General features: G+C 51.7%; 8 protein-coding genes and 2 pseudogenes. 5 read left to right on the top strand and 5 right to left on the bottom strand.

Annotation, left to right across the window (positions count from 1 at the left end; translation table 11 throughout):
- Positions 1-977, top strand: a 977-nt coding sequence (locus PHV74_10845; protein MDD5094859.1) for a 2-hydroxyacyl-CoA dehydratase family protein, incomplete at its 5' end; no start/stop codon positions are given.
- 141 nt (positions 978-1,118) lie between these two features.
- On the opposite strand, the pseudogene PHV74_10850 reads toward PHV74_10845, so the two are convergent.
- Positions 1,119-1,228 (bottom strand): annotated as a pseudogene (locus PHV74_10850) (IS1595 family transposase).
- 218 nt (positions 1,229-1,446) lie between these two features.
- Between PHV74_10850 and PHV74_10855 the strand changes: the two are divergent.
- The 3 genes from PHV74_10855 to PHV74_10865 are packed head-to-tail and all read left to right on the top strand — an operon-like array spanning position 1,447 to position 4,930.
- Entirely contained in the window at positions 1,447-2,211 is a 765-nt protein-coding gene (locus PHV74_10855) for an SDR family oxidoreductase (protein ID MDD5094860.1), read from the top strand.
- A gap of 53 nt (positions 2,212-2,264) precedes the next feature.
- A complete protein-coding gene (locus PHV74_10860; GenBank protein MDD5094861.1) occupies positions 2,265-2,570 on the top strand; it encodes a hypothetical protein in 306 nt (101 codons plus the stop codon).
- 50 nt (positions 2,571-2,620) lie between these two features.
- Entirely contained in the window at positions 2,621-4,930 is a 2,310-nt protein-coding gene (locus PHV74_10865; GenBank protein ID MDD5094862.1) for an MMPL family transporter, read from the top strand.
- A 344-nt stretch (positions 4,931-5,274) separates the two neighbouring features.
- Here PHV74_10865 and PHV74_10870 read toward each other — a convergent pair whose 3' ends face one another.
- From PHV74_10870 to PHV74_10885, 4 genes and pseudogenes are all read right to left on the bottom strand, one after another.
- Entirely contained in the window at positions 5,275-6,684 is a 1,410-nt protein-coding gene (locus PHV74_10870) for a PAS domain S-box protein (protein MDD5094863.1), read from the bottom strand.
- A 30-nt stretch (positions 6,685-6,714) separates the two neighbouring features.
- Entirely contained in the window at positions 6,715-7,374 is a 660-nt protein-coding gene (locus PHV74_10875; GenBank protein ID MDD5094864.1) for a response regulator transcription factor, read from the bottom strand.
- A gap of 820 nt (positions 7,375-8,194) precedes the next feature.
- Entirely contained in the window at positions 8,195-10,090 is a 1,896-nt protein-coding gene (locus tag PHV74_10880; GenBank protein ID MDD5094865.1) for a thiamine pyrophosphate-binding protein, read from the bottom strand.
- Between the two features lie 89 nt (positions 10,091-10,179).
- Positions 10,180-10,445, bottom strand: a pseudogene (locus PHV74_10885) (IS5/IS1182 family transposase).
- Between the two features lie 454 nt (positions 10,446-10,899).
- Here PHV74_10885 and PHV74_10890 point away from each other — a divergent pair.
- On the top strand, positions 10,900-12,963 hold the full coding sequence (locus PHV74_10890) for a glucose 1-dehydrogenase (GenBank protein ID MDD5094866.1): 2,064 nt from the start codon (positions 10,900-10,902) through the stop codon (positions 12,961-12,963).
- The last annotated feature ends 168 nt before the right edge of the window (positions 12,964-13,131 follow it).

Here is a 13,131-nt window from a genome sequence, read left to right on the forward strand (position 1 = left end):
CCTGCGATGTCGGCTACAAATGGTTCCAAGCCCAGAGACGCTACGAAGACGTGCCTATCCATGTGATCGACGTGGTGATACCACCGATGGCCGCTAACCTAGAAGCTGTGCTCCCCTCTTATGTGGCTTACCAAACTGAGGGACTTCGGGCCCTTATCGCTTTTGTTGAAACAGTCACCGGGCGCAAGATGGATTGCGACAGGCTATCCGGCATTGTGGATATGGCCCATGAGTCCATGAAGTACTGGCACGAAACCCAGAAACTTAGGAGCGCCGTGCCATGCCCTATGCCGACGGAAGATCACCTGGTTTGTTTCACCCCGGCCTACTTCATGATGGGTGAACCGGAGACGCTACAATTCTACAAAGACCTCTATGCGGAGGTCAAAGGCCGGGTGGATAGCAAAATGGGCGTGATCAAGGATGAGAAATTCCGACTGCTCTGGGCAGGAGGATTGCCGCCCTGGCACAATCTGGGCATCTTCAACTACTTCGAAGACCTCGGCGCCGTATTTGTGGCTGAGACTTGCTACCCAAGCTGGGATCCTTATCCCGATGCACCCCGAGACGACATTGTGGAATGGATAGCCCGGAGCGGTTTGCATAAATTTACACAGTATTTGACACCCTACTTGGCACCATCGAAACATCACCGCGATGTGCAATCAGCTTCCGCGGAAGCCTTACGAAATGCGTGGATCAGCGGTATCCAGTATCCGCTGCAGCGGATACTGGACATGATCGAAAAGTACCAGGTGGATGGCCTGGTAATGCACGGCGCCATGTCGTGTCGGGCCACTACCACAGGGCAGCGCACCGCCAGAAATATGCTGCTAGAACACGTCAATGTACCCGCCCTTTTCATCGAGAGCGATATCATTGACGAGCGCAACTTCTTCGAGACCGGCATTAGGTCGCAGATAGACTCATTCATCGAAAACCTCGCCAACGTAAAGGCGAACAGACGGGAAATTTGAGCGCAGCAACAGTTCTTGGGGTCTATATGACTTTAGTTGAGGAGAAGGTATGGAGAATCGTGGATATTGACTTGGCAGACGCAGCTACCACATCCTGTATTCAGCAGATTCCGTTCCTCCGATAAGTCATGTGAATAGGCCTTAGGGAATGCAAGCCGCACGGAGTATCGGACGGTAGAGGAGCAAATTGTTGGATTGTGAGGTGCGTCGATTAAACCGGAACGTGAATTCATCCAAATACAGTAATCGAGGTGATGAATTCGAACCTCGGATCGATGCGTCCTACCCATCGGAAATAGTGAGCACTTTAATGACCCTTATTGGCTGGCCCACTTTCGGTGACTACACAAAAAGAACACAGACGAAAGGGGCAGTCATCCAACCTCGAGCGTCGGAACTCGATCGAGAAAGGGGCTCAGAGACAAGGTTCTCCGGTTGTTAATAGACTGTAGCAAAGGAGGATGTATTGATGTCAGGACAACTTGCCGGGAAGATAGGGCTAGTTACCGGAGCCGGATCGGGGATCGGCAAGGCAACGGCAGTGGCTTTTGCCAGAGAAGGGGCAAAGGTGGTATTGGCGGATATCGAGGTAAAGGGGGGCGAGGAGACGGTTCGCCTGATCAAGAAAGGCGGGGGCGAGGCGATATTTGTCAAGATAGATGTCTCTCAGGAAGCAGACGCTCAAACACTAGTCCGGAAAGCGGTGGAGCAATATGGCCGATTGGATTGTGCGGTGAACAATGCCGGCATTACGGGCGAGAGATCTCCCACGGCGGACTGCACTAAGCAGAACTGGGATCGGGTGATCGGCGTCAACCTGACGGGTGTATTTTTGGGGATGAAGTACCAGATTCCGCAGATGCTCAAGCAAGGAGGCGGGTCTATCGTTAATACTTCATCCACCATGGGGGTGGTAGCTACCCCCTTTAATGTGGCTTATGTGGCCAGCAAGCATGGTGTGGTAGGGTTGACCAAATCGACGGCGCTGGCATATGTCAAAAGCAACATTCGGGTGAATGCCGTCTGTCCGGGGAACACGATGACGCCTATTTTTGAGTCCACCAAGCGGGACGCGCCGGAGATCTTTCAGAAGGCGGTAGTAGAAGCGACGCCGATTGGGAGACTAGCCGAACCGGAGGAGATCGCCAATGCCATCGTGTGGCTCTCGTCTGATGCGGCCTCCTATTGCACCGGACACGCGCTGGTGGTGGATGGTTGCTACTCGGCCCAGTGAGTTGGCAAAACGCATATTCTCATCCATCGGGATAATCACGGAAGCGCGGGAAAATGGATATAGGTTTAGCTGGGAAGACTATGGTTATTGGAGAAGGGTCGAGTGTTGCGCGAATCGATGTGCTGGTGAATTATGTTGGCATCGACTATCCGATCCTCTTTGTTGATTCTAAGCCTGAGCTGCGGGACAATCGCACAGCCATCAAAGAAGATATCGCTGTCAACAACGATAATCCCAATCCCTTCATATGGACATCTGCTGCCAATGCAATTCTGAAGCAAGTGTCCATGTGTAGCTATTCAGTGAGGCCATTCTATTGTGAGACCGCTAGTATCAGGATGCTTTCTGGACAGACGTGAAAGCAGTAAAAGCGAACGCCATTTCAAAATATAGGTGAACGGAGGAAACGATGATTGGATCTATACTGGTGCGAGTTTGGGAGTTTGTGCGAAGACACCTGACAGTGGTGACCATCATTGCCGTATTACTGATAGTCCTCGCAGCCTGGGGAGCTACCTATGTTCAGACCGATACCGCCGCATCGACCTTCGCTGGCAAGAACACCCCCGAATACCAGAGAACACTGGAGGTCTCCAAGTATTTCAATGTCGACCCGCTTAGCGCAGTCCTTCAGGCGGATTCGATAGATACACTGATAACCGACCATAATCGTGAGGCGTATAAGTACGCCCAAGAGAGGATTTCAAAAGTCGATGGCATTTTCTACTGCACATCCCCTGAATTCTATATAGACCTGGCCTTGATGAATCCTGCCACACCCAAAGGGGTGCCTCTGAAAGACTTGATTGTGGATTCTGCCACCGGCCAGGTACGACCTGCCTTCGCCGGCTGTTTTCCCAACCCGCAGACGGGGATGTTCGTGATCGGAATAAGAGGATGGCCTAGCCAAGCCAAGGAGAAAGAGATCATTAAAGCAGTCAACCAGATACTCAACGATGCCAAGTTCGAGGGGAACATTAACGTCACTTTGTCTGGCATGCCATCCTTCTACCTTGGCCTCAAGAATCAAATCAACAAGGCGCTGGGCAGGACCATGGCCGTGGCCATGGTCCTGATGCTCATCATTCTGGCCTTCCTTTTACGCCTGCGAGGGTCATTCCTGTGGCGATGGCTGACACTGGGCGTCGTACTTGTCGCTATCCTCTATACTTTTGGGATAGCCGGAGCACTGAACTTTAAGACCACCACGGTGTCCATGGCGATGTTCCCCGTCTTGCTTGGACTGGGGGTCGATTATGCCATCCAGTTCCAGAACCGATATGAGGAGGAATCGCAAAAAGGCCGGACGGCGAGTGACGGCATTAGAGAGACTTTCCTGCACATCGGGCCGCCTATCTTCATTGCGGTGGTCGCCTGCATCCTTGCCTTCCTAGCCATGAAGTCCTCGTCGATACCGATGATATCGAATTTTGGCGCGATGCTCTCAATAGGCATAGCCGTCAGCTTCATTGTGGCAACGCTGTTGCTCATGTCAATTCTGTATCGGCGTGATCGCAATAAGAAGCCGGTTACCGCTGAGGAAATCGCCATGCAAACCCCCGGTATCGTCGAAAGAGGAGTGCAGAGGCTGGTGCCTTTTGTGCGCAAATACACGGTCCCTATCATACTCATTTTCGTGGTGCTCGCCGCTGGTGGCTGGTCGGTCGGCAGCAAGAATGAGATTACGGATGCGGCGACTTCATTTGCCAACAAGAATACCAAGGAAATGAAGGACTTGCTCCTTATGGACAAACTGACGGGCGGACATGTGCCAAAGAACATCATGATAAGTGCTGGGGATGTGACCGATCCTCAAGTGTTGAACTGGGCGTTGGCAAAAGAGCGCGACATTGAACAGAAATACGGAGTAACAACTGGAACGGACATCAAACAGGTTGTTTATTGCATCAGTATCGCCGATGTGATAATGCAGTTGACCGGAGGCCCATTGCCTGCTACAAAGGAGGGGATAAACTTTATCCTGAGCCAACTGCCGTACGAATTGTGGGCCAACTTCATCACCCCGGACCACACCAAGCTAAATGTTCTGATGATAACCCAAAGCAGCGAATCCAAATATCTCAAGCCACTCGGCAAGGCTTTACGGGATACCGACTTAGCCAATCCTCCCCCGTATATCGATAGCGTGATCGTCACATCCGTGGATATCGACGTCCAAATTAGACTGCGTGCTGGGCTCGAGCAAGACCACTATCGCATTACCTACATCGGCATTGGCCTTATTTTCGTGGCCCTCCTCATCTTGATGAAATTCAGAGTCCGTAGAGTCTTGACGTGTCTGGTTCCCATAGTCCTGATCCTGGGATGGTCCAGCGGCATCCAGTATCTGCTGGGCATCAAGACTACTCTTTTCATGACTACCATGCCTTCCCAGATCGTTGCTATCGGCACGGAGTTCACCATTCTGATCCTGTGGCGCTATTATGAGGAGCGGGACAAGGGTGGAGGGCCCGATGAGGCCATGGCGATCGCTATGAGCAAGATCGGCCGGGCAATTCTGGTGTCAGGGTTGGTGGTAATTGGCGGCTTTGCAGCGATGATCAGTGCCGTCAATCTGCCCATCCTTAGCAACTTTGGCATCATGACGTGCATCGATGTGTTCCTATGCTTGGTCAGCAGTCTGCTGGTACTCCCCGCGATTGTTATATGGTTTGACTCGAGATTCCGCAGAGACAAGGAGACAGCAACGGCAATGTAAGCAAGCCGGCACATTGTTGACCACTCTTGGCCGGGCACATGGTTACTCGAAGGAAAGATGTGCCCGGTCTAGAGTGTTAGTAGTCTACCCGGGGCGATCTGCTCCCCAAAAACTGGGCTATCCATGGTGCGCATTTTTCAGGATGGTGGAGTTGTGGAGAAGGGAGCAAGCATTCACGAAGAAGAGCAAGTGATATTTGCATTGAGGCAGGCAGAATCAGCAACTCCAGTATCAATGTGTGATACGGAATCCCGGGCATGTCTATCCACCTGACTCTGGTTGAGGGAAGGTGATTGTCAAGAATCCGGTGACCCGTTTCTCTTCTGGTCATTGTGTTTGACCAGTCACAAGGGCACCTCAACGCGGATAGATGTCCCTCCCGTCTGACGGGATTTGATCGCGAATTTGCCATGCACCGCGTGAGCCCGCTCAGCCATCCCCATGATGCCCAGTTTTCCCATAGCGGCAAGACCTGTTGCGCTGTTAGGGACATCAAATCCGACACCGTCATCCGTAATCGTCAAAGATGTGTAATCCTCCCCAAAGTCAAGGGTCACTACTGCGTTTGAAGCATGTGCATGTCGGAGAATGTTTCTAATTGATTCCTGGGCAATGCGAAACAACGATAACTCGACCTCTTTTGACAAACGTCTCTCTTGGCCAGTTACACATATTTTCAATTTCAAGTCGCCTTTGGAATACAGAGTTCTTGCAAACCACCTTAAGGTTGGGGCCAAGCCCATATCGTCCAATAAAGGTGGCCTTAAATCCCAAGTGAAGCTTCGCACTTCTTTTATGGTGCGTTCAAGAAAGCTGTTGACTTTGGCCAATCGCTGCTGAGGGACGCCCTCAATATCTGCCAATTCATCAGTTATCGACAGAAGCATCTGAATTGTATTATCATGAAGTTCCCTGGCCAGACGTCTCCGCTCCTCCTCCTGTGTGTTCACCAACTGACTGGCATAGTATCTCAGAGACTGCTCAAGTGTCCTATCCTGAATCTCGCCTAGTCTCTTTGCAGAGATTGGGCTCACGTATAGTATCAGCAATGGACTCCCTTTCCCCAGACTCTCAGTGATGCCAAAGCGAACTTCCACAAGCATCGTATTGCCATTTTTCAGGAACAGATCACACTCACGCCGCCAAGGTGTCCCTCCTCCTTTTCCCCATGCCGCTCCCGTTTCCGCACCTTCCGCCTCGATATCAAATATATCCCTTAAACTCAAATGCTTTAACTCATTCCTGCTATATCTCGAGAGATGACTCATCTCTCGATTGGCGTAAACGCAAGAGAGATGTCCAGCCCTGTCGTATTGAAACACAGCGATGCCGTCGCCAGTATTCGCCGCACCCGTCCGCTTAAGAAAAGCCATATCGGCGGCCTCTTGGTGCGGCCTTTCTTCAGAGTCGAGCTCTGTCTTGGGTGTCATGACTCCCGCAACAGCCAGTTTGTCTCTGTACATCGCTGGCCAAACCACACATCGCATCGGGATGGAGCTCCCATTTTCCCCCACCATCACCGTGTCATAGGCTATCGGTCCCTTACCGTTGTTCAACACCGCGCGATGCACCTCTAGAACCTCTTTGATGTTATCTGCATGGATCCGCTCCGATATGAGATGTCCTATGACATCTTGAGGTGAATACCCATATGGTAGAAAACCTTCAAAACGGGCGTAGGCAACTCGGTCATCTTGAAGCACATAATGGATACCTCGCATGTCTTCCCATGATCGCGTAAATCTGGACGCCATATGAGTACCCTCCGCGGTTCCTTGAAACATTCACATACTGACCCAACCAGATCTCAAAGCAAGCAGCACGGCTTCCGTTCTCGAATTCACGCGCAATTTGGTGAAAACGTTCATCATATGCCCCTTAACCGTGCGGGGAGTGATTTTCAATTTCGCTGCAATTTCTTTGTTAGTCATACCCTTAGCGGCCAGGGTTAACACTTCTGTCTCCCTGGAAGTCAACTGTTCGGCTGCATTGATCCTGATAGGCGCTGACCCTACATTCCGAGACGTGGCGAGTCTGATTAACATTGGATGCACGGATTCATCGATTGTGAGCTGGCCTTGCGCAACTGCTCGGAGACTGTGGACCAACTGGCTGCGACGGGTATTCTTTAATAAATAGCCATCAGCTCCTGCTGCAATGATCCCCATCACATATTCTTCCTCGTCATGTATCGTCATAACCAGTACTCTAACCGTTGGGAGGATTGACTTGATCCTTTCAGTAGCTTCGATTCCATTCATGCCAGGCAAACCGATATCCATAAGTATCACATCAGGCTTGAGCTCAGTCACGCAGCTCAATGCGTCCTCTGCGTTATCTACTTCACCAACAATTGTCATGTCTCGTTCACGGCCTATTAGCCGCCGAACGCCTTCTCGCACCACCTCGTGATCCTCCACCAAGAGTATTCTTGTCTTTTCCATGTCTATCCTCCGAATGACATTCTGCGTGTTGACTACAAACGCAGCACTTTTCTGCAGTGCAATTCTCCAGTATTTCCAGAGGCGAGTCTTAGATTCGCTTTTAGGTATGCAATGTATGGTCATAGCTGATACGTTCGGTGCTGAAGAGACCAAAGCGCATGGGTAACAGATGAAACTTTTGACCTATAGGTTGAAATGTAAACCACATCCAGTACCAAAGTATCACTGTCTGGGCCCAATGTCAACGGTACTGATACTCACGTGTCATATTTTGGATATGGTACCCGTAATCTTGATATTGATTCCAATTAGCGCACCACGCGGCATGATATGGCATTAGATGAGATTTAGCCAAATCGCATCTACGAGAGGAATCGTTTTGTGCTAGCTTCGACTGTCTTTGTCAGGGCTTCGAGTTTCCCGTGTTCTAGTGCTGTCAATGTCACATGATAGCGTGGTATAAGTATACGAAATGTATAATATTGCAATATATTAGCATGTCCAATATGTGCCTCTTTGCGAACTCTACAAGGTCAGATGGCTGGTCATCATAGCTTGTTTCCAAGATAAATTGCACAGAGCAATCAAGCGATCCTCTTCGTCAGCAGATGGCACAAACAGAGGCATATCATTAGCTTTGATGAGGAGCCCCCCACGGACAAAATCCGTGGGGGGCTCCTCATCACTTGTCAAGGGCCATGCACTAGCCGTTGGCGGCGGTTACGTGACCTAATAGTAGACGAGTGATACCCACAAGGTCACAAGGCCCTTGCCAGCCCCAATCTCGCTTTCGGCTCTTTGATGACGGATGACCCGCTGGTCAATCTCCTTCCCAAGCGAATGTTGCCATTTGTTGCCTGGAAGACGCTTTCGAGGGCTTCAGGATGGGATATCCCTTACCCCGCAGTTCTTCCAGTACCTCTGGCGGTGCCCCCTTCATCACAAATTCATGGAAATCGTCAGGCAGCTTGCTGGTGTCCGCGCAAAGTTTGGCTAGTATGGTCATGGCCCACGTCTGGAGCCAGGGATTCCAAACCCGGGGATCCGTTAACACGTTGATAACTGCGGTCTTTCCAGAATCGAAAGCCCGCCCCAGAGCCGGAGTAATGTCGGCAGGATCAGCCACAGTTTCCCCATAGCAGCCCACCTGTTCGAACATTTTATCATACCCGATGTTCGGCAGCATATCCCAGGGATAGGCTTGACCCTTGAAAAATGCCATATGGGAACCGGCGAGCCATGTGCTGTTGTTGCAGACCACATACACGATGGGAAGATTATATCGGGAAGCGGTTTCAATATCCATGCCGCCTACTCCCATGCCCCCATCCCCCATTAGAACCAGCACCTGCTTGCCGGGCCGGGCCAGTTGTGCACCGATACCCATGCCGACACCATGGCCTACTCCACCCCAAATGCCGCAATCCAGAATTTGCCCTGAGAACTTGGCCTTGACGCTATCCGTCAGGGCAGCGGAGCCAGCAAAGGCATCGTAGACAATGGTGGCGCTGGGGTCTAAGAAATCGGCGATGTCCTTGGCCAGTTTCACATTGTGAATAGGTTTCTGTGTGCCATACTCCGCCTGGTTCTCTTCCTGCCAAGCCCCATGATCGGTGCGGCACTGTTCGAGGAATTTCAGCCAGACGGTCCTCTTAGGCGTCTCTCTCACCATGGTCCGAGCGCAATCTATCATCTGTTGCAGCACCATCTTGGGGCTACCGATGATCAGAAGGTCCGAAGGGATGGGCTGCCAGGCATCCTCCTCCGACTCATGGATCACTATGCGTTTTGCATTGGCAGGCCAAACAGGGGGTGTCCCCCCTTGTTCCAGCCCACCCAGCTGCAGCCCCACAATCGCTAGCACGTCGCAATTCTTCCAAAACCTCCCTCGGTAACCTGCTCTAACGGCGAGCCGATGTTCCTCGGAGACCGCTCCCCGGGCGATCCTCCTGGTATGTACAGGGATGTTCAATAACTCCACCAACTCCTGCAGTTCGCTGGCCGCATCAGCCCAGTGTATCCCCTCCCCTGCGGCGATCAAAGGTCTCTCCGCTTTCAGCAACAGTTTCACTGCCTTCTCCACCGCAGCGGGAGTGCTCGCTGTCAGGGCTGGTGGAGCTATCTTGGAAACGGGGACGTCTCCCACGAGTTCCTTCTCGTCACGAGCGGAAAGGAGACAGTTCATGTTCATAGAAAGCACGATTGGCCGCGGCGGATACACCATGCAGTCATGGAGAGCCTTATTCAAATATAGGGGTATGTATCGCCAATCCTCCATGTCTAGGCTCCATCTGGTGATGGTACTGCTGAGCTGTTCCGGATAGCATTCCTGGGTGGCGCGACCGAACCGTCCATCGGCGGTGTGCTGACCGGCAAAAGCGATGATGGGAGCTCGATTATAGTAAGCCTGGGCTATTCCTGAGATCATGTTGGTGAATCCCGGACCAGCCGTTCCGTAGCATATTCCCGGTGTGCGCGTGCATCGCGCGTAGGCTTCCGCCGCATATGGGCCGGTCTGTTCATGACGGAGATGAATGCGCTCGATGCCAAATTCATAGAATCCGGTTTCGAAGGGCCAGACGTGGCCGCCGTGAACCCCGAAGGCGTATTTGATGCCATGCTCCTTGAGGATCCGGCCCACGATCCTTCCACCATGCATAGAGTAAGGGATGGAACAGGGCTTTTCGGCGCTGGCGGCTTTCTTCGTTTCGTCCATAGATGAGGTCATCCTCCTTTCCTATTTGCTTATTTGACTTCTTGGCCCACTTCTTTTAGGGTTTTGCACCACATGCCTGGGGTGTTTGGCTCGATATCGTAAAGCGCATCGTCTATTGCCGGATCGGACAGGCCGTACCATTGCTGCATGAAGTAAATCCTCTCATACTCTCTAGAGTCATCGGCTGGCGGTTATTGCCTGCCTTCGGACAATGATTCCGGACTATTTTCGTCAGTTTCTCCCAAGGAATCACCCGGTCCATTTCTTTCAGGAATTGTTCTCTTCGGGTTTCCTTCCTTATCATATGATCATATATCCTGTCATATGCCAAGCTGCCAAATGATGCTGTCTTCATTCACTTCTAACCCCTCTGTGAATAATCTCCTTCTACTATCTCATGATCGGTGAGTTATTCGGAAATTCCCTTGTTCGAGATATGGAAAGTATAGATTCCAACAAGAACCCCCGGCAATGTCCTATTGGACCGGACTGTCCACTCCATTTGGGCATTGTCAGGCATCACAGCCCAGGGGTAAACTCGCTCATAAGAGGTCTGTTCTTCAATGAATATCGATCAGACTTGTTTTTGGCTGTATCTTGACGATCGATGAAAGGAAGCCGAAGCCGTTCATCCCAAAATGCAACGAGACCATGTGGAGAATGCCGGGAACCCCTCATTTCCCCGATGGGTTTCCAATCGATCAAATCATTAAGAAAAGAGGAATTAGAATGCTTGACGAGAGTATGCAAAAGAGAGGACGTTAGCCGGAATCTCATCCAGCCAGTTCACCGGAAAAGAGGAAATTGTAATGCTTTGCAGGAATATCCCTTGGGTCATCCAGAACGTTACGGCGTTGACACTGGCCAGGGCGGTGCCGATAGTAAGGGCCTGCGACAAGAATGACGCCCCGGCAACTACAGCGACCCCAAAAGAGCAACGACTCAAAAGGTGGAGTTCGCCTGCAGTCTTGGAGAAGCCGTTGAAATTGGGGGCGATCTTTCCCATGAGTGGCTTCGGCGCAATTGCTGGGTTTCTAGCGGACCCGGTCATAGACCTGGAGAGTGATCAAGTCCAGAAACAGGGCTGCATCCGGGTCGGATGGGCAATGAGGCCGCTGGAGATCAGGAAATACGACATGGAGAGCAGGGTTCCTGTAATCGCAAAAAGAACTGCCGAAGCGGTGACCAAGGATCACGTCACTGCAGCCGATGCTTTCGCTGTTGCCCATATCGCCGAGTCCAACAAGGTCCCCTACCTCCACTGCATGGGCGAAAAAGCACTGAACGAAAACTACACCTGCACCATCAATGCAACCTGTAACATGGCGGTGAAGATCGAGGTCCCATCCAGATTCATAGCAGAAGGACTGAAGGTGCAGACCCCTGCCTACCTCCCGTGGGACTCAGACAAGGACCGGCAGATATCAGAGGCAATCGCTCAGAATCTGAAAGCAGCAGGGATAAAGACAGTCTACAAAGAATTTCATCCCAAGAACATGATTGATTTCTCGGCGTTCTTCGCCCGGATAGAATACGCCGCTCCGGATATTCTCGTGGTCTACACCAACCTGGAATCTTATCTGGCCATATTCGAGCAGATACAGAAACTAGGCGGCTGGGGGAATATGCTTTTCTACGGCATCGCTCAGGCTTCGTTGAACCAATGGTCCATCCGGTTGCCTGGGATGGAAGGGACATACCACAGTTGTTGCTGGGTCCCCGGCATGCGAGAGAAAGGGCCGTGGAAATTCGAGCAAACTTGGGCCGATTACACCACGGCTCACCCGGATTGGGGCAAGAAACACGAAACTGTGCCGGATACAATGCATGTTCCCTTCTGCAACTGCCTCTGGCTGGACATAAAGGCCACTGAGTTCGCGGAGAGCGATGACGTCGCCACCATCATCAAATCCCGGCGTTCCGGAAACCTCAAGTTCAGGAACTCTCCCTTGGGAACTCTCGCAATCGATAAGATGGGGTATGACACGGCGAAGCCCCCTTGTTGCAACGATAACAGGGGGCAAGCCGGTCTTGGTCAAAGTATTCTAAAAAAGGAGGATTACCCTGAAATGACAAAGTCGATTATCACCGAACTCTTTGATCTTGGCGGCAAAGTCGCTGTCGTCACCGGCGGCGCCAGAGGCATTGGGCAGCAGATCGCGTTTCGGCTGGCCCAAGCGGGGGCTGGGGTTCTGATCAGTGACATCAATGCAAAAGGTGCAGCCCAGACAGCAGCGGAGATAAAGGCCAAAGGCGGCAAGGCTGAAAGTATCCTTGCTGATGCCTCTAGCCTGAAAGATGCTGAGATGGTGGTCCAGGCGGCTGTCCGCTCCTTCGGCCATCTCGATATTCTGGTCAACAATGCAGGAGTCGTGAAGACGCATTGCCCGATCCCGGATGTGACCGAAGATCGCTGGGACAAGATTTTGGACACCAACCTGAAAGGAATGTTCTTCTATTCCCAGGCCGCCATAAAGCAAATGATAAAGGCCGGCAAGGGAGGCAGTATTGTCAACACCGCATCCATAGACGCTTTTCATGTGGAACCTCATAACACGGTTTACGGCATATCCAAGGCCGGCGTGGTGATGCTCACCAAGGCGTTTGCGGTGGAGATGGGCCCTCAGAAGATACGGGTCAATGCTGTGGCGCCGGGCGCCATCAAGACCCCTGGAGTAGCTGAAATAATGACCGACTTCGCCGCCGGAGGCATTGACGTGGAGGGACTGCAGAAACAATACACAATGAGAACGCCGGTGGGCCGCTGGGGTGAGTCCTCGGATATCGCCAACGCAGTGCTATATCTGGCGAGCGATGCTGCTGCCTATGTGACCGGTGCCATACTGGTGTTGGATGGAGGACTCACGCTGTAAAAGCCGGAGGTTGAGTCATAGAGTGGAATAGTATCTAATGAGGGGTGTTACTTAAGTAATGTTATTGTGGTATACTATCCAACAAGGAGGTGTATCGCAATGAAATCGTGCCCAAAGTGTAGCAGCGACAATGTCATCAAATGTGGATTTGTGGCAAGCAAGCAACGG

It is taken from the genome of Dehalococcoidia bacterium, from assembly GCA_028711995.1.
Classification (GTDB): Bacteria; Chloroflexota; Dehalococcoidia; order SZUA-161; family SpSt-899; genus JAQTRE01.

Excerpts from the sequence above, each read along its gene's own strand:
- PHV74_10855 (MDD5094860.1), top strand. The coding sequence starts at position 1,447 with ATGTCAGGACAACTTGCCGGGAAGATAGGGCTAGTTACCGGAGCCGGA.
- PHV74_10860 (MDD5094861.1), top strand. The coding sequence starts at position 2,265 with ATGGATATAGGTTTAGCTGGGAAGACTATGGTTATTGGAGAAGGGTCG.
- PHV74_10865 (MDD5094862.1), top strand. The coding sequence starts at position 2,621 with ATGATTGGATCTATACTGGTGCGAGTTTGGGAGTTTGTGCGAAGACAC.
- PHV74_10870 (MDD5094863.1), bottom strand. The coding sequence starts at position 6,684 with ATGGCGTCCAGATTTACGCGATCATGGGAAGACATGCGAGGTATCCAT.
- PHV74_10875 (MDD5094864.1), bottom strand. The coding sequence starts at position 7,374 with ATGGAAAAGACAAGAATACTCTTGGTGGAGGATCACGAGGTGGTGCGA.
- PHV74_10880 (MDD5094865.1), bottom strand. The coding sequence starts at position 10,090 with ATGGACGAAACGAAGAAAGCCGCCAGCGCCGAAAAGCCCTGTTCCATC.
- PHV74_10890 (MDD5094866.1), top strand. The coding sequence starts at position 10,900 with ATGCTTTGCAGGAATATCCCTTGGGTCATCCAGAACGTTACGGCGTTG.